This is a genomic window from Arthrobacter humicola, assembly GCF_022803015.1.
GTDB classification, from domain to species: Bacteria; Actinomycetota; Actinomycetes; order Actinomycetales; family Micrococcaceae; genus Arthrobacter; species Arthrobacter humicola_A.
Map to the genome: position 1 here is coordinate 400070 of NZ_JAFKON010000002.1, position 18926 is coordinate 418995.

The following is an 18926-nucleotide window of genomic DNA, read 5'->3' on the forward strand; positions in this document are numbered from 1 at the left end:
CCGACACCGGCCCGCAGGCTGGCACCGCCGGGCACGCCCGCAGGCAAGTGCAGCGCAGCAGGCATGGGAGCGGTCCGGCATGCGAGGGGTCCGGCCTGCGCGGGGCCGCTTGGTGCCCAAGGTAGGCTCAACACATGGCTGAAATGCGGCGGCGGACTATGATCGCGGCCGCAGCGGCGGTGACTCTGGGGGCAGTCTCCGCCGCCTGTTCACCGGGCCCCAAGGAGGACGCTGTGAAGAGGCACAAGTACCAATATGGCGAGGACCCCAGCCAGTGGGGTGAGCTCTTCCTCCCGGAAGTTGCCGCGCCCAAGGGTGTGGTGGTGGTGATCCATGGCGGGTACTGGCGTTCGCAGTACGGCGCAGAACTGGGGGAGCCCCTTGCCAAGGACCTCGCCGCACACGGCATGGCAGCCTGGAACCTGGAGTACCGGCGGGCCGGCAACGGCGGAGGCTGGCCCAACACCTTCGCCGACGTCCTGGCCGGCATCGACAAGCTCGGTGAACTGGCCGACGAGCACGGGCTGGGACTGGACCGCGTGGTGGCCCTGGGCCACTCGGCTGGCGGTCACCTCGCCGTCTGGGCGGCGGGACGCCGCCGGCTCGCGGGGCTTGGTGCCCCGGACGCGGACCGCCAGCTGACGCGTCGGGGCGACGACGACGGCGCGGTGCAGCTCACCGGCGTCGTCAGCCAGTCGGGGGTACTTAACCTCGCGGCCGCCGAGCGGCTCAACCTCAGCAACGGCGCCGTCAGCAACTTCCTGGGCGGCTCGTCGGAGAAATATCCCAAACGGCATAAATTTGCGGACCCCATGAGTGCGGTGCCGCTGGGCGTGCCCGTATATGCCGTTCACGGCACGGAGGACGATACCGTGCCGGTAAGCCAGTCCGAGACCTACACCGGAGCAGCCAAGGCGGCCGGTGCGCCGGTCCAGCTGCTCAAGGTCCCGGGCGACCACTTCGCGCTCATCGATCCGAAGGCACCCGCGTACCGGAAATGCCGTGAACTCGTGCAGCAGCTGCTGGTCTGAAATCCGGACGTCGCCAGGCGCCCGCCTGCCCGCCCGGCGCCCGCCCGGCGACCTGCCAGGCCTGCCGCCCGGCCGGGAGGGGGTCCCGGTGTCCCTGACGGCATCCCCTGGCCGGCGAAAGCGAATAGACTGGAGCGCAGGTGCGCCGGGAAGTCTGGTCGGCATAGTTCCGTCGACCCCATTTTGAGGATCCCATGAGCGCCCTGCCCCCTTCGCCAACACCCTCTTCACCAACACCGCCCCCTCCTTCGCCGCCCCGCCTCACCATTTTCGGCCGGGGCAGCTATGCCGAGGCCCTGCGGATCGGCGAGATCCTCCGCAAGGAAACCGTGGGCGGCGCCCTGCTGGTCGCCGCGGCGATGGTGGCCCTTATCTGGGCCAACTCCCCGGCCTCGGAGAGTTACTTCGCGCTGCGCGACTTCACCATCGGCTACGCGCCCTGGCATCTGGACCTGAGCCTGGGCGCGTGGGCCGCCGACGGCCTGCTGGCCATCTTCTTCTTCCTGGTGGGGCTCGAACTCAAGCGCGAGTTCGTTGCCGGCGACCTGCGCCAGCCGAGCAAATCCGTGGTTCCGGTGGCCGCCGCCGTTGGCGGTGTGGCCGTTCCGGCACTCATCTACGCGGCCATTAACCTCTCCGGTCCCGAAACGCTGCACGGCTGGGCCATTCCCACCGCCACCGACATCGCCTTCGCCGTCGCGGTGCTGGCGCTCATCGGTTCCCACCTGCCCAGTGCGCTGCGGATCTTCCTGCTGACCCTCGCCGTCGTCGACGACCTCCTGGCCATCGCCATCATCGCGATCTTCTACACCAGCGATCTCCACCCCGAGCCGTTCCTGCTGGCCCTGCTCCCGCTGGGCCTCTACACGTTCCTGGCGCACAAATACCGGCGGTTCTTCGGCACGCACGCAGCCGCAGCTTGGGTGATCCTGCTGCCGCTCGGCTTCGCGACGTGGGCCCTCGTGCACGCATCAGGCATCCACGCCACCGTGGCCGGGGTCCTGCTCGGATTTGCCATTCCCGTCAAACGTTCGAAGGCCAGCGGCGGCCCTGAAGCCGGCCCGGGCCTGGCGGAGATTTTCGAACACCGGTTCCGCCCCATCTCGGCCGGGATCGCCGTCCCGGTCTTCGCGTTCTTTTCCGCCGGGGTGGCCATAGGCGGCTGGCAGGGCCTCGGCGCCGCCCTGACGGACCCCGTGGCGGTGGGCATCATCGTGGCGCTGGTTGCCGGAAAGCCGGCGGGGATCCTCGGCACCACATGGCTCATCACCAAAGTCACGCGGGCACGCCTGGACGCGTCCTTCAAGTGGATCGACGTCTTCGGCCTCGCCATCCTCGCCGGCATCGGTTTCACGGTCTCGCTGCTGCTTGCCGAGTTGAGCTTCGGCCAGGGCACTGCGCACGAAGACCACGCGAAGGTAGGGATCCTCGCGGCCTCACTGCTCGCCGCGCTCCTCGCCACCACGGTGCTCCGCACACGCAACCACCAGTACCGGCGTGCGGAGGAGGCGGAACAGGTCGACTCGGACCACGACGGCATCCCGGACGTCTACCAGCAGGACCGCCCCGCAGGCTAGGTTGGCAGGCCAGGCCGACGGGCTATATTTGGGGTGTGGCGGGAGGGGCCGTCCGGAGGGTCAATGATACCCCAAGGGGTATCATTGATTGAGCTGGAATACGCGCGCCGGGCCGTCCGGCGCCCGCGAAAGGAACAGGCATGAAGAGCATTTCCGTCAAGGACCTGGCCGCCCTGGGCGACGCCACCGAAATCGTCGATGTCCGCGAGGAAGACGAATACGTCGCCGTCCGCGTTCCCGGCGCCCGGAGCATCCCGCTCTCACGGTTCGTCCAGTCCCTCGCCGAGGTCCCGGCCAGCGGCACCGTCTACGTCATGTGCGCCGCCGGGGGCCGCAGTGCCCAGGCCGCCACCTACCTGGAGGACCAGGGATACGACGCCGTCAACGTCACCGGCGGGATCATGAAGTGGCAGGACGAGGGACACCCCGTCAACCGGGGCTGACCTTCAAGGGGCTGACCGCACCGGAGGGACCATGGAAGTCATCGTCATCGAGACCCCGCAGCTCGGGGACCGCAGCTACCTGGTCCACGACGGCTCGGTGGCGCTGGCGATCGACCCGCAGCGCGACACGGACCGCATCGAGGCGGCCGCCCGTGACGCCGGGGTAGCCATCACGCACGTGGCCGAAACGCACATGCACAATGACTACATCACCGGCGGGCTGATCCTGGCCCGCGCCCACGGCGCCAGCTATCTCGTCAACGCCGCCGACGCCGTCGGGTTCGAGCGCACTCCCATCACGGACGGCCAAACAGTCCGCGTGGGCTCGCTTACCGTCAAGGCGGTCGCCACGCCCGGCCACACGCATACCCACCTGTCGTTCATCGTGGACGACGGCGGGAAGCAGGCTGTCTTCTCGGGCGGCAGCCTCCTGTATGGCTCGGTGGGCCGCACGGACCTTGTCGCCGAGGCGGACACGGTTGGCTTGACCCACGACCAGTACGCTTCGGTCCGTCGCCTCGCCGCCGAGGCCGGCCCTGACGCGGCGCTGTTCCCGACCCACGGATTCGGCTCGTTCTGCTCCTCCGGACCCGCCAGCGGTGCCCGGTCCTCCACCATCGGCGAGCAGCTTGCCGCCAACCACGCCCTAACGGACCCCGATGAGGACCACTTCGTCCGCCAACTCATCGCCAACCTCACGGACCACCCCTCCTACTACGCGCACATGAGTCCGGCCAATGTCCGGGGCCCGGGCCCTGCCGAGCTGGCCGTTCCGGCATCGCTCGATGCCGCCGAACTCACCCGGCGCCTGGCCGGCGGCGAGTGGGTGGTGGACCTGCGCCGGCGCGTGGCGTTCGCCAACAGCCACCTCAAGGGCAGCGTCAGTTTTGAGTATGGCGCCGGCTCCAGTTTCACCACCTATCTCGGCTGGGTGCTGCCGTGGCGCGAACCGCTGACCCTGGTGGGCTCGCGGGAAGACGTTGAGAACGCCATCCGCGACCTCTCCCGGATCGGCATCGAATCCCCCGACGCCGCGCTCGGTTCCGAGCCGCACGCCCTCGCCCCGCAGGCCGGGCTCGCCTCCTACCCGCGCGTGGGCTGGGACGGCGTGCTCGCCGGCCGGGCGCCTGAGGACACCGTCCTGGACGTGCGCCGGGCCGACGAATTCGCCGCCGCCCGTGTGGTGGGCGCGGTCAACGTGCCGCTGCACGAGCTGTTGCTGCGCCTCGGGGACATTCCCGCCGGGAAACTCTGGGTGCACTGCGGTTCCGGGTACCGTGCCGGGGTCGCCGCCAGCCTCCTGCAGCGGGCAGGCCGGGACGTGGTCCACATCGATGCCAGGTTTGCCCACGCCGCGTCCGCGGGGATCGTGCTGGACACCACCGCGGCCTGAGCGCCTGCGGCCCGGGAGCGCCGGCAGTGACGCCGGCACGGCGGAAACGGGAGGCGGGCGCAACACACGGCACCGGAGGGCATTCTCTGGCAGAGTATGGTCATGCTCACAGTTATTGGCGAGGGGCTGGTTGATGTAGTCCAGCGGTCCTCCGGCGTCCAGGCCCATGTCGGCGGCAGCCCCCTCAACGTGGCCGTGGGGCTGGCGCGGCTGGACCATCCGGTCCAGTTCATCGGCCGCTACGGCCGCGATGCGTATGGTGAGGCCCTCGCCGCGCACCTGAAGTCGAGTTCCGTGCTGCTCCCGGTGGGACCCGATGAGCTGCCCACCAGTGTGGCCGCCGCCCTGATCGACGACGCCGGCGCCGCCACGTACACGTTCGACCTCGCCTGGGAGCTTCCCGGCGTCGCGGCGCGCCTGCCGTTCCTGCTCCAGGGAACCACACTGCTGCATACCGGTTCGATCGCCACCATGCTGGCGCCGGGCGCCGCCGATGTGTTTGCCGCCGTCGAGCGCGCCCACCCGTCCGCCACCATCAGCTTCGACCCCAATTGCCGTCCCAGCATCATCCCGGACGTGGACTACGCCCGCGGGCAGGCCGAAAAGTTCGTGCGCCTCGCCGACGTTGTGAAGGCCTCCGACGAGGACCTCGAATGGCTCTACCCGGGCGTGGACCCGCTGGACTCGGCCCGCCGCTGGCAGGCGATAGGCGGCTCCGAAGGGCCGGCAATGGTGGTGGTGACCCGCGGCAGCAAGGGGCCCTGGGGTATCAACGCCGCAGGTGAGGCGCAGTTCCCCGCCCCCGAGATCAACGTTGCGGACACAGTCGGCGCCGGCGACTCCTTCATGGCCGCGCTCCTGTCCGGCGTGGTGGATCTGGGCCTGGACGGGGCACAAAACCGCAAGGGCCTGCGCGAACTCTCCGCCGAAAGCCTCCGCGATGTCCTCGCCCATGCCTCCCGGGCAGCGGCGGTCACCGTGTCCCGCGCCGGCGCGAACCCGCCCACGCGCGCGGAGCTGGCACGGATGGAAATGGGGGCCCAGCCCCTGCAGTGAGTGAAAGGCAGCCATGACACGCCACGATGTTCCGGTGTTCCCCGTCCGCAGTGAATCCTTCGCGGAGGGCCAGACGCTCCCGGCTGCCCAGCGCAGCGGCAAAATGCGCGCCGGCGGCCGGGACGAATCCCCGCAGCTGAGCTGGAGCGGCGCCCCGGCCGGCACCAAGGGCTACGCGGTGACGATGTTCGACCCCGACGCCCCGGGGCGCGGCGGCTTCTGGCACTGGGCCGTGCTGGACGTCCCCGCCGACGTCACCTCGTTGCCGGCAGGAGCGGGCGCGGAGGGCGGCAGGCTCCTTCCCCCGGGCGCCATCCAGTTGAAGAACGACGGCGGGTTCCACGGCTATCTGGGCGCCGCGCCGCCTCCCGGACACGGGCCGCACCGGTATGTCATCACCGTCCACGCGCTCGACATCGCACCTTCCGGACTCAACGAGCACACCGCTCCGGGCAGCCTGGAAGCGAAGCTGTCGCAGCACACCCTGGGCCGCGGCACGCTCACCGGCATCTTCGAACGCCACTGAGCCCGCCTCCGCCGAGCTCGCCGTCGCCCCGCCTGCCCGCCCGCCGCCACCTGCCGCCGTCGAACTCGCCGGAAACTCCCCAGTTCGCCGTGATTGTCCGGCGAACCCGACGCGGTCCGGCGAACTCGGCGCACACCTCGGCGAATGCCTCCGCGAGGGCCTGCCGCCCCGGCGCACGTAGACTGGCACTATGCGGCTGGTAGCAAGTGACATTGACGGAACGATCCTCGGCCATGACGGCAAAATCAGCGACCGGACCGTCCGCGCGTTCCACGCCTGCCGCGACGCCGGGCTGGAACTGGTGTTCGTCACCGGACGGCCGCCGCGCTGGCTCCACCCCCTGCAGGACCAGCTGGGGCATACCGGAACGGTCATCTGCTCCAACGGCGCGGTCGTGTGGGACCTCGAGGCGGACCGCCTGCTCTCGGCGCGGACACTGGACCTCGACGCCATGTTCGAGGTCCGCCGCATCATCAAGCGCTTGCGTCCGTCGGCGCTGTTTGCCGCCGAAACCCTGACGGGCTTCCATCTGGAACCGGGCTTTATCCAAAACGGCTCGAGCGAACTGCTCGGGGAATTCACCCCGGCCCCGCTGCACACCACCCTCACCGAGGGGGACGCCGTGGCGAAGTTCCTGGCCATTGTCCGGGAGGGCACCGCCGACGAGTTCCTGGCCGAGGTGACGCCCGCCGTCGCCCATCTGGCCGCCGCGACGCACTCGGCGCCGAACATGGCCCTCCTCGAGCTGTCTCTGCCAGGCGTGAACAAGGCCGTGGCCCTGGCTGAATATGCGTCGTCCCTCGGCATCGGCGCCGCGGACGTGGTGGCATTCGGGGACATGCCCAACGACATCGAGATGCTTCGCTGGGCCGGGCACGGCTACGCGATGGCCAGCGGCCACCCGGAAGCGATCCGGGCCGCCGGGCGGCAGGCCCCGCACTTCGACGACGACGGCGTTGCCCAAATCCTCGAGGCCAAGCTCGCCGAACTCGGCGTCCGGCTGCCCTAAAACCCCGGCCCCGGCCCAGGTCCCCACGCCCGCACCCGGCGCCCGCCCACGTCCCCGCACCCGCGGCCCGGTTCACGCGCCCGCCCACGTCCCCGCACCCGCGGCCCGGTTCACGCGCCCGCACACGTCCCCGCACCGGTCGCCCGGTTCCCGGCGGACACCGGATTCCCAGCTCGCTGTCAACTGGCGTTCACCTTGGCCTCCTAGGCTGAAAGCTCGCGACGAAACGTTTGACCGAGAATGGGGACATCATGGCCAGGCACCGCATCAACAACACGGACGAACAACCCCTGCACCCGGTGGAACCGGACCGGCACTGGCGGCAGCTGCGCCAGGGCGACCGCGTCAGCGTCCGGCTCGCCCCGGGCGTTGAGGCCGGTGGGCTTGTGGACGCCGTGACGGCGGACCACAGCGTGGTCTGGGTCGACCTCGACGGCGGCCGCGGCCGCACGCTGCTGCACTGCAGCGACGGCGTCGAAATCCGCCAGCAGGCTGCTGACACCCCGTCCCGCTGAGGCCGCTGACCCGGCCCCGCTGACCTGGCACCGATGGGCCCGAGCCGCCAGTGCCGGGCCGCAAGCCCCGGTCGAACCCCGGTCCCGGCAGACCAAGGTACGCTTCAGGAGTGACTGACCTGCACCCCTACTTTGCCCCTCGCGGGGATCGCGACGGCGGCCCGGCGGGCGCCGCCACCCCGGCCCCGGGCGGTTCCCGGGCGCCGCTGGCGCTGGCCCACCGGGGCTTTTCGCTGGACGGGCTGGAGAACTCGATGGCCGCGTTCCGAGCTGCCGTCGACCTCGGGTTCCGGTATCTGGAGACGGACGTGCACACCACGGCCGACGGCGTGTTGGTGCTCTTCCACGACAAGACCCTGGACCGGATCACAGAGGGCCGGGGCCAAATCGCGGACCTTCCGGCCTCAACCGTGGCCCGGGCCAGGATCGGCGGGACCGAACCGATCCCGCGGTTCGATGAGTTGATCGCTGCCTTCCCGGACGTCCGGCTCAATATTGACGTCAAGGACTGGAACTCAGTGGGCACCCTGGCCTCGGCGATCGAACGCCACGGACTGCACGACCGCGTGCTGGTGGCCAGTTTCTCGGACCGGCGGCGCCGGGCAGTGCTGAAGCAGCTGAGCCGTCCCGCCGCGAGCTCGGCCGGCATCGTGTCCAACGCCGTGTTCGTCCTGCTGGGCCCCGTGCTGCCGACGCCGTTGATGTCTGCCGTGGTGCGCCGGTCACTGCGCGGAGTCCACGCCCTGCAGGTTCCCGTCCGCTACGGTGCCGTGCCGGTGGTGACGCCGGGCTTTATCCGGCGGGCACACCGGCACGGGCTGCAGGTCCATGTGTGGACAGTCAACGAGCCCGCGGAAATGCACCGGCTGCTCGACCTTGGCGTCGACGGGATTGTCACGGACCGCGCGGACCTGCTCAAGTCGGTCCTCCAGGAGCGCGGAACCTGGTCCTGAAGGATCGCTCCGCTCAGGCGGAAAGTTCCATCATGAGTGGCGGCAATTCGTCGGTTAGCTCCCGGGCGAGATAGCCCAGCCCGCCCAGCCGGCTGGCAAGGCGGTCTCCGGCCGCAGCATGCAGATGCGTTCCCCAGCAGGCGGCCTGCGCATTGCCCGTTCCCCTGGCGCGGAGGCCGGTGATGGCGCCGGAGAGGACATCCCCGCTGCCCGAGGTGCCCAGCCCGCTGTGCCCTGTGGTGATTTCCCAGAGGCCGGCCCCGGACGCGGCAGCCCTGCTGCTGCGGGGTTCTGCGATGGCCCCCTGACACGTGACCACGGCCCGGTATTTGTCGGCCACCTCAGGGAGCTGGCGGTGCAGGTCCTCGACCTCCCGCCCGAGCAGGATGCCCGCCTCCGTGATGTTCGGGGTCAGGATCAGCCGGCCGGCCCACGGCGCCAGTTCGGCTTCGAGTTCCGGGACACTGGCCAGGGCAAAAGCATCCAGGACAATGCACGGCGGGCTGCCCGGGGTGGCTTGGAGGAGTTCGCGCAGCAGCGCCGTGGTCTGGTCCTTGTCGTCCAGGCCCGGCCCCACCAGGACGGCGTCGGCGGTTTCCAGCTCGGCGGCCAGGGACCCGGCGGCGGAACCGACCACGGTCCCGGCCGTCGTTTCCGGCAGGCCAAGGACACCGGCTTCGGGCAGGGCGATGGCGAGCGGCACCGCCACGGACTCCGCCACGGCCAGGGTCAGCCGGCCCGCGCCCGCGCGGAGGGCGGCGACGCCGGCGAGCAAGGCCGCTCCGGGCGTCTTGCGCGCACCGCCGATCACCAGCACGGAGCCCCGGTCATCCTTTCCGGAGCCGCCGTCAGGGAGCGGCCAGGCGCGCAACAAAGCGGGGGTGACGGCCTCGGCCCGGGGGCGGCGTTTCGCCTGCCGGGAGTTAGCGGGGGTGGACATCGGCGTCTCCCGAGTGCTGGGTTACCGGGACACCTTCGCTCGTGAGGTGGTCGGCCATATTGAACGCCTCCAGCTGCCATTCCCCCCGGCCGCCGGGCCGGACGAAGCGGCTGACAGAGGCGTTGAGGATGGTGGACGCGGCCGCGATGTCCAGCAGCTGCTCCTCCGAGAGCCCCTCCAGGATGTAGCGGATGAGCAAGATCACGGCGTCGTGGCAGACCAGCAGGACGCCCCCGCCCGGGTGCCTGTTGTCGAGGTCGGCGAGCAGCGAGCGAAGCCGCAGCACGACGTCCGCCCAGGACTCGCCGCCCGGGGGCCGGTAATAGAACTTGCCGAGCCACCGCCGCCGGCCGGCCTCCTCCGGGAGGCGGGCTTCCACCCCGGCCGAAGTGAGCATGTCCAGGATGCCGAGCTCACGGTCGCGCAGCCGCTCATCGATCAGGACAGATGTTTGCCAGCCGCCGGTCTGGACGGCGAGTTCCGCAGTCTGGCGTGCGCGCAGGTAGGGCGAGGACCAGACTGGCGTGCGCCGGCCGTCCGGGTAGCCCGCGAGGAGCCTGCCCAGGGCCAGCGCCTGCTCCCGTCCCGTGTCCGACAATCCGACATCCGCATCCCGGGCCGGGACATCAATGACATGCGCGCCGGCCTGCTGAGCCAGCGTGGCGGCAACGTTGCCCTGGCTTTCACCGTGCCGCACCAGCAGTAACTCGGTCACGCCCGGAACGCCGTGTCCGTAGTGGCTCACCGATCCCCCTATCCGTTGCTTTCCAACGTTGTCCTCTGCCGGGGCTGGCCCGGGCTGGAATATGTGTGGCAGACAGGTTACTCCCAGTGGCACGGATTTGTCCCTGCGCCGGGGCGAGCAACATCCGGGGCCGCCGGGCTGGCAGGATAGAGCCATGCGCATCCTCATCGCCCCGGACAAGTTCAAGGGCTCCCTCACCGCCGTCGAAGCCGCCGCGGCCATTGCCGAAGGCGCCCTGCGCGTCTACCCCGAGGCCGACGCCATCCAGTTTCCGGTGGCCGACGGCGGCGAAGGGACCCTCGAGGCGGCCGTCGCGGCCGGCTACGAGGAACGGCTCAACGCGGTCGTCGGCCCGATCCTGGCCCCGATCGGTGCCGCGTGGGCCATCCGGGCGGATGCTTTCGGCGGGGCCACCGCGGTGATTGAAACGGCGCAGGCCTCAGGGCTGGCGCACATGGAGCCCACACCGGCCAACGCGCTGCGCGCCCACAGCTATGGCTGCGGCCAGCTGATCGCCGCCGCACTGGACGCCGGTGCCACGGAAATCGTGCTGGGCGTGGGCGGTTCGGCCATGAGCGACGGCGGCAGCGGCGCCCTCCGCGCCCTCGGACTCAAGCCGTTGGACGCCGCCGGCAACGTGGTGCCCCTCGGCGGCGGGTCGCTTGCCGACGTCGCGTCCGTGGACATCAGCGGCCTGGACCCGCGGCTGGCCGGGGTGAAGTTCAGGATCGCCGTCGACGTCCAAAACCCGCTGTTCGGCAGCGACGGCGCGGCACACGTGTTCGGCCCGCAAAAAGGCGCCGACGCCGATGCGGTGGAACTGCTGGACGCCGGCCTGCGCAACTGGGCCTCGGTCCTGCGCCAGAGGACCGGCCGGGACGTCAACGTGCCCGGCGCCGGAGCGGCCGGCGGGTTCCCGGCGTCGTTCCTGGCCTTCAGCACGGCCGCCCTGGAAGGCGGCTTCGAGCTGGTGGCCGGCCTCACCGGGCTGGACGCGAAACTCGCGGTGGCTGATTTGGTCATCACCGGAGAAGGCTCCATGGACAGCCAATCGCTGACAGGCAAGGCACCGATCGCCCTCGCCGATGCCGCCCAAGCCCTTGGCATTCCGGTGGTCGTGGTGGCCGGCCGGATCCTCGTCACCCCGGAGGACCTTGCCCGTCACGGCGTGGTGGCCGCGGCGCAGCTGCTGGACGTCGCCGGCAGCCCCCAGGACGCAGTAGCAAACGCCGCAAAGTACCTTACCTGGGTCACCAGCCAGGTCCTCGAAGGCGCCTGACGCCCCTGATGGCCGGCCGTGCCGGCCGGCTTGCCGCCTAGGCGCCGGTCTCGTAGTGCGGTTCGGCCACGGGTTTGGACTCGGGGGAGCCCTTCTCGCGCAGGTAGACCGAGGCGCCCACCAGGACCGCCACGGCGAGGAACTCGCTTTGCCAGTTCTGGAAGGACTCGAACCAGAATCGGCTCGTCGCCAGATAGCCCAGCACAGTCACGGTGGGCTGTCCGTGCGCCTCCTGGTCACTGTTGTAGTCCTCCGCGCCGCCAACCGCGTGCAGGGCGATCGACGCCAGGAACAGCAGGAGGAACATGATCGAAAGCGAGTGTTCGTAGAGCTTGAGGACCCAGCCGCCGCGCCGCACCGGCCACGGCGTGGACTCTTTGAGCTTTGCCTGCCGGGGGTCCTCGTCCTGCGGGGCCGTCCGGCCCATCGGCTTGGACTCTGAGGACCCCTTCTGGAACAGGAAGACGGTGAGGATGACGTACATGCCCATCTGCAGGAATTCCGACTCCCAGTTCTCGAACGTCGCCTCGAGGAAGTTCCCGGTGCCAAGGTACTGCAGGACGGTCACGGCAGGTTCGCCGTGGGCCAGCTGCTCGTCGCTGTAGGTGCTTGCCCCGCTCAGGACCATGCCGCCGAAAAACACGACGAACAGCCCGATATTGGCTAAAAGCAGTCCATGTTCCTTGACCCACTTGCCCATGGTTCCCGTGCCTGCGGTGTGGCGCTCATGTGAAACGTTTGTCATAGCGACTCCTCATTGCGGGCCCGTCGACGGATCCAGGCAGGGACAAGTACCAGCAGCAGCACCAGCACGGCGAGCAGCCCGACGCCGGCGATCAGGCCCGCCGTCCGGCCTACGGTGACATCGAAGATGAGTGAGGTGGTGCCCACGCTCAGCAGCCCCACCCCGGTCAAAGAAAACCTGACGATGATGTCCGCGCTGCTCACGAGGGCCTGCTTCAGCCCTTGCCGGAACAGCCGGCGGTGCACGCTCACGGGCAGCAGGATCGTGGCCGTGGTCAGGGCGGCCAGGACGACGTTGGCGAGATACAGGCGGGTCTGGTAGTCATCGAGCGTCTCGAAGCGCGACTGAAACGGCAGCGTCAGGAGGAAGCCGGCGAGAATCTGGACGCCGGTCTGCAGTACGCGCAGTTCCTGCAGCAGTTCGACCCAGTTGCGGTCCATCCGCTCCGCAAGGGACTCGTCCCTGCCGTCGTTCTTCGGCGCTACTGGGCCAGCCATCGGTACTCCTCCGCAAAATCCTGAAACCAAGGGAACCCGCCGCAGCATGTGGCTCCACCCTCAACCTAGGCTTGAGAGTTGCCAAAAACAAGTTGGTACTAAGCTTGCTGACGATATTGTGGTTAGGGTAGAAACTGATTACTTCGCTGGGGTGGATTCAGCAGGCCCCGGCCACACGGGACCGATGAACCTCCCTGGAAACCGACACGTTGTTAGGCGGACTATGAGCGACTCAAGCGAACGGCAGGACCAGCCCAAGCAGCCCGACCAGCCGCGCGATCCGCGCGCCGGCTACCATTCCGGCCCGTTCCCGGAACAGGTCCAGAAGCAGCCCGGCCTCACCGCGCCCATGGAGCCCAAGCCCGACCACGGCGAGGAAAGCTACCGCGGCAGCGGTGCCTTGAGCGGCAAGGCCGCCCTGATCACGGGCGGCGACTCCGGAATCGGCAGGGCGGTGGCGATCGCCTTCGCCCGGGAGGGGGCCGACGTCGCCATCTCCTACCTGCCGGATGAAGAAGACGACGCGCAGGACACCGCCGAGTGGATCCGAAAGGCCGGCCGCAAGGCCCTGCTGCTCCCCGGCGACGGCCGCAGCGAGGACTTCGCGGCGGACATCGTGAAGGCGACGCTGGCCGAATTCGGGCGCCTCGACGTCCTGGTGCTCAATGCGGCCTACCAGAAGAACCGCGAGAGCTTCGAATCACTGCCCACCGAAGAGTTTGATCGAGTTTTCAAAACCAATCTGTACTCCCTGCTCTGGACGGCTCGTGCCGCGGTCCCGCATCTGGAAGCGGGTGCGTCGATCATCACCACTGCGTCAATCCAGGCCTTCAACCCGTCCCCGGAAGTCATTGACTACGCCATGACCAAGGCGGCCCAGGTGGCCTTCACCAAAGCCCTGGCCCAGGAGCTCGGACCCAAGGGCATCAGGGTCAATGCCGTGGCCCCGGGTCCCATCTGGACACCGCTGATTCCGGCCACCGAATGGCCCGACAAGCTCCCGTCCTTCGGCCAGGACACGCCCCTGCAGCGGGCGGGGCAGCCGGCGGAGCTCGCGGCCGCCTATGTCCTTCTCGCCTCCGACCACGGTTCCTACATTTCCGGAGCCGTGCTTCCGGTCACCGGAGGCAAAGGCCTCTGAACCCGCTCCGGACCCGTCCACTGCCAGCTAGTCCCATTTCCAGCACCAGTTTCCAGTACCAGGAGGAATGACATGACTGAAAACCAGCAGGATCCCAAGACCGTCACCGAGGAAGCGGGCGGCTACGGCACACCGACCGCCGAGCAGGAGATGGGCGGCGATGGGAAGAAATTCGCCCAGCCCCGCGAGGAGGAGGCCTTCGACGCCGCCGGGCTGAACCAGGACAGCCCCGACGGCGAGACGTATCCGGCCGGCGCGCCGGACCTGAGCCAGTTCGGTGCAGAAGATCAAGACAGTGCAGGAGAACCCGGAGCAGGTCGCTTCGGAGGAGCGGAGGAACAAATGAGTTCAGAAAACGCCAGCGCAACCCCCGGCTTCGACCCGGACGCCTCGGAGAATTCCGAGGCGGCAGTGCCGTCGTCGGAAGCGGAGATGGAGGGGGCCAACACGGAAGAGCCCGACGCCGGGCGGCCCTTCTCCTCTGAGTCCGGACAGGACGCGGCGGGGCTGCCGGACGGCTCCGGGACGGACCTGCCGGAGAACAAGTCGCCGAAGGACCGCGACGATGACAAGGACGCCTTCGACGCCGGCTAGTCCCAGGCCCGCCGCTGCCGGCGCTGCCGGCCGTGACAGCGAAAAGGCCGGACTCCTGCCCGTGGGCGGAGTCCGGCCTTTCTCGTCGGCGGGATTGCCCGCCCGCCGCGCGCTTCCGGGCGGCGTTCTTTAGCGGCGCTTCTTGGGGGAGCGCTTGACCGCTGCCTTGACCGCGGCCGTCGAAGCTGCGGCCGGCGCGGGATCTTCGGTTTCCGGTTCGGCCACCGTGCCGCGCACCTTCGCGATCGCCTTCATGCCGTGGTAGATCACCAGGGCCGCGGCCGAGCCGAGCGCGATCCCGGTGAACTTCAAGTCGCCGATGGTCCAGGTGTAGTCGGCAATCCCGACAATAAGGGCGACGGCGGCCGTGGTCAGGTTGATCGAGTTGGAGAAGTTCACCTTGTTCTGGACCCAGATTTTCACGCCCAGCACGCCGATCATGCCGTACAGCATCGTGGCCGCGCCGCCCAGGACGCCGGCGGGGACCGTGGCGATAAGCTCGCCAAACTTCGGCGAGAAGCTCAGGATCACTGCGAAGCCGCCGGCCACCCAGTACGCCGCCGTCGAATACACCTTGGTGGCGGCCATGACGCCGATGTTCTCGGCGTAGGTGGTCGTCCCGGACCCGCCGCCGAGAGCGGCAAGTACGGTGGCGGCGCCGTCGGCCAGCAGCGCGCGGCCGGAGACGCCGTCGAGGTTCTGCCCCGTCATGGCGGACACGGATTTCACGTGGCCGATGTTCTCTGCCACCAGCACCAGAACGACCGGCACGAAGAGGCCCACGACGCCGAGGTGGAATTCGGGGGTCTGGAAATGCGGCAGGCCCACCCACCCAGCACTGTCCACCTTGGAGAAGTCCACCTCGCCCCGGATCATCGCAACAAGGTAGCCCACCAGGACACCCACCAGGATGCTCAGCCGGCCCAGCATGCCGCGGAACAGCACGCTGACCACGATGATGACGGCCAGGGTGATGAAGGCGGTCACGGGGGCCTGGTCGAAGTTGGCCTTCGCCGCGGGTGCCAGGTTCAGGCCGATCAGCGCCACGATCGCGCCGGTCACGATCGGCGGCATGACCCGGTTGATCCAGCCGGCGCCGAACTTCTGCACCACGGCGCCGACGACGGCGAGGGTCGCGCCTGCCAGGACCACGCCGCCGAGTGCCCCGGGGACGCCGAACTGCTGCTGGGAAGCCATGATCGGCGCGATGAACGCGAAGCTGGAACCGAGGTAGCTGGGCACCCGCCCCTGCGTGATGACCAGGAACAGGAGCGTGCCAATGCCGGAGAAGAACAGGGTGGTGGCTGGCGGCATGCCCGTGATGATCGGGACCAGGAAGGTGGCACCGAACATGGCCACAACATGCTGCATCCCGATCCCCACCGTCAGGGGCCAGGTGAGCCGCTCATCCGGCCTGACGACCTCACCGGGGCGGACGGACTTGCCGTTGCCGTGGAGCTTCCATTTGGTGCCGAGCATGCTCATGCCGGGAGCCTTTCAGAGAATGTGGGGCGGGCGGGAAGGAATCTTCCCGAGCAACTTTACCGCGCAGCATTTCCCGGCCGTCCCGTCGGGCCGTCGTGCTGCGTGAGGGCCGGTGTGCCCGAGGTCACAGGGCGCAGCGGGAAGCAGGCGCCGTCCGTTGAAGTTGCAACTATTGACAGCAGGAGACGCCGGCCGCCCAAGAGTGCGCCGGCCCAGCGAAAGGGATGCCCATGACACTCGCCCACGATGAAGCAGTAATCGAGGCAGCCGCCGTCGACGCCATCTTTGCCGAAGCCCGCACGGCGAACGCCTTCACCGGCGACGTCACCGACGAGCAGGCCCGCGCGATTTACGAACTGACGAAGTTCGGCCCCACGGCGTTCAACTCCCAGCCGCTGCGCGTTACGTACGTGCGCTCCGACGAAGCCCGCGCCACGCTTGTTGATGCGCTGGCCGCCGGAAACCGCGCCAAGACGGCATCAGCGCCGCTCGTCGCGGTCCTGAGCTACGACACCGCCTGGCAGGACCAGTGGGACGCGTTCCTTCCCGGCTACAACGCACCCAAGGCCATGTATGACGCCGCGCCGGAACTCGCAGCGGCCACGGGCAACAACAACGCCCACCTGCAGGCCGGCTACTTCATCCTCGCGGTCCGCACCCTGGGCCTCGCGGCAGGTCCCATGACCGGTGCCGACTTCGCCAAGATCGACGCCGCGTTCTTCCCCGACGGGAGCCAGAAGAGCTTCCTGGTGGTCAACATCGGCCAGCCCGGGGCAGACGCCTGGGGCGAAGCCAAGCCGAAATTCGCCTACGAGGACGTCGTCCGCACCGTCTAACAGCCCCCGGCGCCGTTCTCCGGCACTGTCCTTCCGCGGAGGTGCCTGCGGCACTGTCCTCCCGCGGAGGTGCCTGCGGCACTGTCCTCCCGCGGAGGTGCCTCCGGCACCATGGGGGACAGGCCGGAGGCACTCGGGATGCGATTCTGCGGTTCAGCGCAAGGCCCACATCCAGGGCCACTTCCCATTTTAGTCCGCGCCGTCGCCGCCGGCACTGTGAGTTTGCGGAGCCCGCCCGGCCCCGGAGGCGCCGCGGCGTGGCACACTTTTCCCATGCGGAACCTGATCGCGGTGGCCTTCGTGGAACCGGTAGCCGAGGGGCTCGAGTTTCCCCGGGATGACTGGCCGCTGCACCTCACCCTGGTCAAATTCGACGTGGTCAAGGCCGGCGTCGTGCAGTCCGACGTCGTCGAACCCGGCCAGGAAACCCGCGCGGAACCCGCGCCGGGCACGCCGCCGGCCGCGGGCGATCCGCTCGCCGGCCACATCGCCGCCCTCATGGCGGACCCGGTGGCCGCTGCCCTGGGCTGCCGGATCAGCGTGGGCGGCGAAGCCGGGTTCGGGCGCGCAGGGTCAATCCCGGTCAACCTGATTGAACCCAACGACGAGCTGCAGGTCCTCCACAACGAGCTGGTCCGGATCGTGGATCAGCTGCCCGGCCGGATCTCCACGCCTGCCTTCACCCTGGAGGGGTACCGGCCGCACGTCTCGCACCACGGCGACAAACGGCTCCGGCAGGGCGACACGTTCGCGCTTGACCGAATAGCGCTCGTGGACATGGCGCCTGACGGCGGGCACGCCACGCGCCGGATCCTGAAGTTGTGGACTGTCGGCCAGGCGTAGGCGCCAGAACGGCGTCTGGGGAGGGCGCGACGTCATATCCGCGACGCCGGCGCTGGATTCCTGCGGACCGGGTGCCATACTTGGGTCAACTTCGGCAGCTATTCGACGGTAATTCGAAGACGAAGTGAGTATTTCGGGCAAGTCACAGCGGACCGGGGGGACCACTAAATGATGCTTGACGCCGCGACACTGCGGGTTGCCTTGGCGCTTGTCGACCTCACACTGCTCATGCTTTTCTACTTCATTACGTTCCGGCGCACCCGGTCGCACTACAGCGGCTGGTGGTGCATGGCGCTCCTGCTGTTCCTGGTCGGCAACGCCGCGTACCTGCTGGAGGGTACAACGCAGCAGGGGTGGGCCATCCCTGCCGGCAACGTCCTGCTGGTCGCCGGTGCCGCCAGCATCTGGGCCGGCGGTCGATCCCTCCGCGCCCCCTCCCTCCGGCCTTGGCAGCTCGCGGCCGGTCCTGCCGCGACCGCCGTCGCTTCCTTCCTCGGCCACCCGGCCACCAACGTCTGGGCGGGAGGCCCGGTGTACCTGGGATTCATGGCCTTGCTGATCGGCCTGGCATCCCGGGAGCTGTTCCTGCTCGAGCGCGACTACTCGCGCGTCCACCGTCCCCTCGCGGTGGGCGCCGGCATCCTGGCCGTGTTCTACCTGGGCCGCCTCGTCGCTTTCCTGGCGAACGGACCGGACGGTGCCGTCTTCACGTCGGTGTTCGGCTCCGTCCCGATGACGGTCTTCTCGACGATCACGCTCGTGGTTGCTTCCTTCACCATGGCCGAGCTGAGCTACGAACAGCAGACCCAGGACCTCAGGGCGCGGGCCACCGTGGACGGCCTCACGGGCCTGCTCAACCGTTCTGCGTTCCTGGACCTCGCCGAAAACGAACTGCGCCGTTTGCGCCGGACCGGCACCACGGCATCGATCATCCTCGCGGACCTGGACCACTTCAAGGCCATCAACGATCAGTTCGGCCACTCGGCCGGGGACTCCGCGCTGCAGGCCTTTGCCAGGGCCTGCTCCGGCACCGTCCGCTCCACCGACCTCGTGGGCCGTTACGGCGGCGAGGAATTCATCCTCCTGCTGCCTGGCGTCACGCCGGACAGGGCACGGGAAATCGCTGCCGACATCAGCGTCCGGCTCCATCAATCCGGGTCCGCAGTCATTCCCCGGCTGCCCACCGTGAGCTACGGCATCGCGTCCACCGGCGCCGGAGCGGGCAGCCTCGACGCCGCAGTGATCTCGGCCGACGCGGCCCTCTACCAGGCAAAGACGCTTGGTAGGGACCGCGCCGAGTTGGCCACCGGCGGCTGAA

General features: G+C 69.2%; 20 protein-coding genes. 15 read left to right on the plus strand and 5 right to left on the minus strand.

Annotated features, from left to right (window positions below):
• Nucleotides 1-233 precede the first annotated feature (233 nt).
• The 9 genes from ARTB_RS06810 to ARTB_RS06850 all read left to right on the plus strand — a co-directional run bounded on the left by ARTB_RS06810 (nt 234) and on the right by ARTB_RS06850 (nt 8503).
• A complete protein-coding gene (locus ARTB_RS06810) occupies nt 234-1031 on the plus strand; it encodes an alpha/beta hydrolase (protein ID WP_243178278.1) in 798 nt (265 codons plus the stop codon).
• A 194-nt stretch (nt 1032-1225) separates the two neighbouring features.
• Nucleotides 1226-2608 carry a Na+/H+ antiporter NhaA gene (gene nhaA, locus ARTB_RS06815; RefSeq protein WP_028275957.1) on the plus strand — a complete coding sequence of 461 codons (1383 nt, stop codon included), beginning with the start codon at nt 1226-1228 and terminating at the stop codon, nt 2606-2608.
• Nucleotides 2609-2748: 140 nt separating this feature from the next.
• A complete protein-coding gene (locus ARTB_RS06820; protein WP_028275958.1) occupies nt 2749-3051 on the plus strand; it encodes a rhodanese-like domain-containing protein in 303 nt (100 codons plus the stop codon).
• 31 nt (nt 3052-3082) lie between these two features.
• A complete protein-coding gene (locus tag ARTB_RS06825) occupies nt 3083-4444 on the plus strand; it encodes an MBL fold metallo-hydrolase (RefSeq protein WP_243178279.1) in 1362 nt (453 codons plus the stop codon).
• Between the two features lie 102 nt (nt 4445-4546).
• Nucleotides 4547-5500, plus strand: coding sequence for a carbohydrate kinase family protein (locus ARTB_RS06830; protein ID WP_243178280.1), 954 nt, complete (start codon nt 4547-4549; stop codon nt 5498-5500).
• 13 nt (nt 5501-5513) lie between these two features.
• Nucleotides 5514-6026 carry a YbhB/YbcL family Raf kinase inhibitor-like protein gene (locus tag ARTB_RS06835; RefSeq protein ID WP_243178281.1) on the plus strand — a complete coding sequence of 171 codons (513 nt, stop codon included), beginning with the start codon at nt 5514-5516 and terminating at the stop codon, nt 6024-6026.
• Nucleotides 6027-6216: 190 nt separating this feature from the next.
• The gene (locus tag ARTB_RS06840; RefSeq protein ID WP_243178282.1) at nt 6217-7035 is read left to right on the plus strand and encodes an HAD family hydrolase; all 819 of its coding nucleotides are present in this window, start codon (nt 6217-6219) and stop codon (nt 7033-7035) included.
• A gap of 251 nt (nt 7036-7286) precedes the next feature.
• A complete protein-coding gene (locus ARTB_RS06845) occupies nt 7287-7550 on the plus strand; it encodes a hypothetical protein (RefSeq protein ID WP_243178283.1) in 264 nt (87 codons plus the stop codon).
• A 110-nt stretch (nt 7551-7660) separates the two neighbouring features.
• Nucleotides 7661-8503, plus strand: coding sequence for a glycerophosphodiester phosphodiesterase (locus tag ARTB_RS06850; protein WP_439954091.1), 843 nt, complete (start codon nt 7661-7663; stop codon nt 8501-8503).
• 13 nt (nt 8504-8516) lie between these two features.
• Here the strand turns inward: ARTB_RS06850 and ARTB_RS06855 are convergent, their stop codons facing one another.
• Both ARTB_RS06855 and ARTB_RS06860 read right to left on the minus strand, forming a co-directional pair.
• Nucleotides 8517-9443: an NAD(P)H-hydrate dehydratase gene (locus ARTB_RS06855; RefSeq protein WP_243178284.1), complete on the minus strand. Its 927-nt coding sequence runs from the start codon at nt 9441-9443 to the stop codon at nt 8517-8519.
• Complete coding sequence (locus tag ARTB_RS06860; protein ID WP_243178285.1) at nt 9427-10188, minus strand: histidine phosphatase family protein; 762 nt, start codon at nt 10186-10188, stop codon at nt 9427-9429. The genes ARTB_RS06855 and ARTB_RS06860 overlap by 17 nt, the downstream gene beginning before the upstream one ends.
• A 154-nt stretch (nt 10189-10342) precedes the next feature.
• Between ARTB_RS06860 and ARTB_RS06865 the strand changes: the two genes are divergently transcribed.
• Complete coding sequence (locus ARTB_RS06865; protein ID WP_028275966.1) at nt 10343-11467, plus strand: glycerate kinase; 1125 nt, start codon at nt 10343-10345, stop codon at nt 11465-11467.
• Nucleotides 11468-11504: 37 nt separating this feature from the next.
• Here the strand turns inward: ARTB_RS06865 and ARTB_RS06870 are convergent, their stop codons facing one another.
• Both ARTB_RS06870 and ARTB_RS06875 read right to left on the minus strand, forming a co-directional pair.
• Nucleotides 11505-12212 carry a DUF6766 family protein gene (locus ARTB_RS06870; RefSeq protein ID WP_243178286.1) on the minus strand — a complete coding sequence of 236 codons (708 nt, stop codon included), beginning with the start codon at nt 12210-12212 and terminating at the stop codon, nt 11505-11507.
• Nucleotides 12209-12709, minus strand: coding sequence for a DUF6328 family protein (locus ARTB_RS06875; protein WP_243178287.1), 501 nt, complete (start codon nt 12707-12709; stop codon nt 12209-12211). The genes ARTB_RS06870 and ARTB_RS06875 overlap by 4 nt, the downstream gene beginning before the upstream one ends.
• 223 nt (nt 12710-12932) lie before the next feature.
• Between ARTB_RS06875 and ARTB_RS06880 the strand changes: the two genes are divergently transcribed.
• Both ARTB_RS06880 and ARTB_RS06885 read left to right on the plus strand, forming a co-directional pair.
• Complete coding sequence (locus ARTB_RS06880) at nt 12933-13850, plus strand: SDR family oxidoreductase (RefSeq protein WP_243178288.1); 918 nt, start codon at nt 12933-12935, stop codon at nt 13848-13850.
• Nucleotides 13851-13922: 72 nt separating this feature from the next.
• Entirely contained in the window at nt 13923-14444 is a 522-nt protein-coding gene (locus ARTB_RS06885) for a hypothetical protein (protein WP_243178289.1), read from the plus strand.
• Between the two features lie 129 nt (nt 14445-14573).
• Here the strand turns inward: ARTB_RS06885 and ARTB_RS06890 are convergent, their stop codons facing one another.
• Nucleotides 14574-15929 (minus strand): uracil-xanthine permease family protein, encoded by a 1356-nt coding sequence (locus ARTB_RS06890; protein ID WP_243178290.1) that lies wholly within the window; start codon nt 15927-15929, stop codon nt 14574-14576.
• A gap of 230 nt (nt 15930-16159) precedes the next feature.
• On the opposite strand from ARTB_RS06890, the gene ARTB_RS06895 reads away from it, so the two are divergent.
• The 3 genes from ARTB_RS06895 (at nt 16160) to ARTB_RS06905 (ending at nt 18925) form a co-directional block, all read left to right on the plus strand.
• The gene (locus tag ARTB_RS06895; RefSeq protein ID WP_028275972.1) at nt 16160-16765 is read left to right on the plus strand and encodes a malonic semialdehyde reductase; all 606 of its coding nucleotides are present in this window, start codon (nt 16160-16162) and stop codon (nt 16763-16765) included.
• Between the two features lie 273 nt (nt 16766-17038).
• On the plus strand, nt 17039-17608 hold the full coding sequence (locus tag ARTB_RS06900) for a hypothetical protein (protein WP_243178291.1): 570 nt from the start codon (nt 17039-17041) through the stop codon (nt 17606-17608).
• Between the two features lie 168 nt (nt 17609-17776).
• Entirely contained in the window at nt 17777-18925 is a 1149-nt protein-coding gene (locus ARTB_RS06905; RefSeq protein WP_243178292.1) for a GGDEF domain-containing protein, read from the plus strand.
• The last annotated feature ends 1 nt before the right edge of the window (nt 18926 follow it).

Excerpts from the sequence above, each read along its gene's own strand:
- ARTB_RS06820 (WP_028275958.1), top strand. The coding sequence starts at position 2,749 with ATGAAGAGCATTTCCGTCAAGGACCTGGCCGCCCTGGGCGACGCCACC.
- ARTB_RS06890 (WP_243178290.1), bottom strand. The coding sequence starts at position 15,929 with ATGAGCATGCTCGGCACCAAATGGAAGCTCCACGGCAACGGCAAGTCC.
- ARTB_RS06905 (WP_243178292.1), top strand. The coding sequence starts at position 17,777 with ATGATGCTTGACGCCGCGACACTGCGGGTTGCCTTGGCGCTTGTCGAC.
- ARTB_RS06835 (WP_243178281.1), top strand. The coding sequence starts at position 5,514 with ATGACACGCCACGATGTTCCGGTGTTCCCCGTCCGCAGTGAATCCTTC.
- ARTB_RS06885 (WP_243178289.1), top strand. The coding sequence starts at position 13,923 with ATGACTGAAAACCAGCAGGATCCCAAGACCGTCACCGAGGAAGCGGGC.
- ARTB_RS06855 (WP_243178284.1), bottom strand. The coding sequence starts at position 9,443 with ATGTCCACCCCCGCTAACTCCCGGCAGGCGAAACGCCGCCCCCGGGCC.
- ARTB_RS06900 (WP_243178291.1), top strand. The coding sequence starts at position 17,039 with ATGCGGAACCTGATCGCGGTGGCCTTCGTGGAACCGGTAGCCGAGGGG.
- ARTB_RS06865 (WP_028275966.1), top strand. The coding sequence starts at position 10,343 with ATGCGCATCCTCATCGCCCCGGACAAGTTCAAGGGCTCCCTCACCGCC.
- ARTB_RS06870 (WP_243178286.1), bottom strand. The coding sequence starts at position 12,212 with ATGACAAACGTTTCACATGAGCGCCACACCGCAGGCACGGGAACCATG.
- nhaA (WP_028275957.1), top strand. The coding sequence starts at position 1,226 with ATGAGCGCCCTGCCCCCTTCGCCAACACCCTCTTCACCAACACCGCCC.
- ARTB_RS06840 (WP_243178282.1), top strand. The coding sequence starts at position 6,217 with ATGCGGCTGGTAGCAAGTGACATTGACGGAACGATCCTCGGCCATGAC.
- ARTB_RS06880 (WP_243178288.1), top strand. The coding sequence starts at position 12,933 with ATGAGCGACTCAAGCGAACGGCAGGACCAGCCCAAGCAGCCCGACCAG.
- ARTB_RS06875 (WP_243178287.1), bottom strand. The coding sequence starts at position 12,709 with ATGGCTGGCCCAGTAGCGCCGAAGAACGACGGCAGGGACGAGTCCCTT.
- ARTB_RS06825 (WP_243178279.1), top strand. The coding sequence starts at position 3,083 with ATGGAAGTCATCGTCATCGAGACCCCGCAGCTCGGGGACCGCAGCTAC.
- ARTB_RS06895 (WP_028275972.1), top strand. The coding sequence starts at position 16,160 with ATGACACTCGCCCACGATGAAGCAGTAATCGAGGCAGCCGCCGTCGAC.
- ARTB_RS06830 (WP_243178280.1), top strand. The coding sequence starts at position 4,547 with ATGCTCACAGTTATTGGCGAGGGGCTGGTTGATGTAGTCCAGCGGTCC.
- ARTB_RS06845 (WP_243178283.1), top strand. The coding sequence starts at position 7,287 with ATGGCCAGGCACCGCATCAACAACACGGACGAACAACCCCTGCACCCG.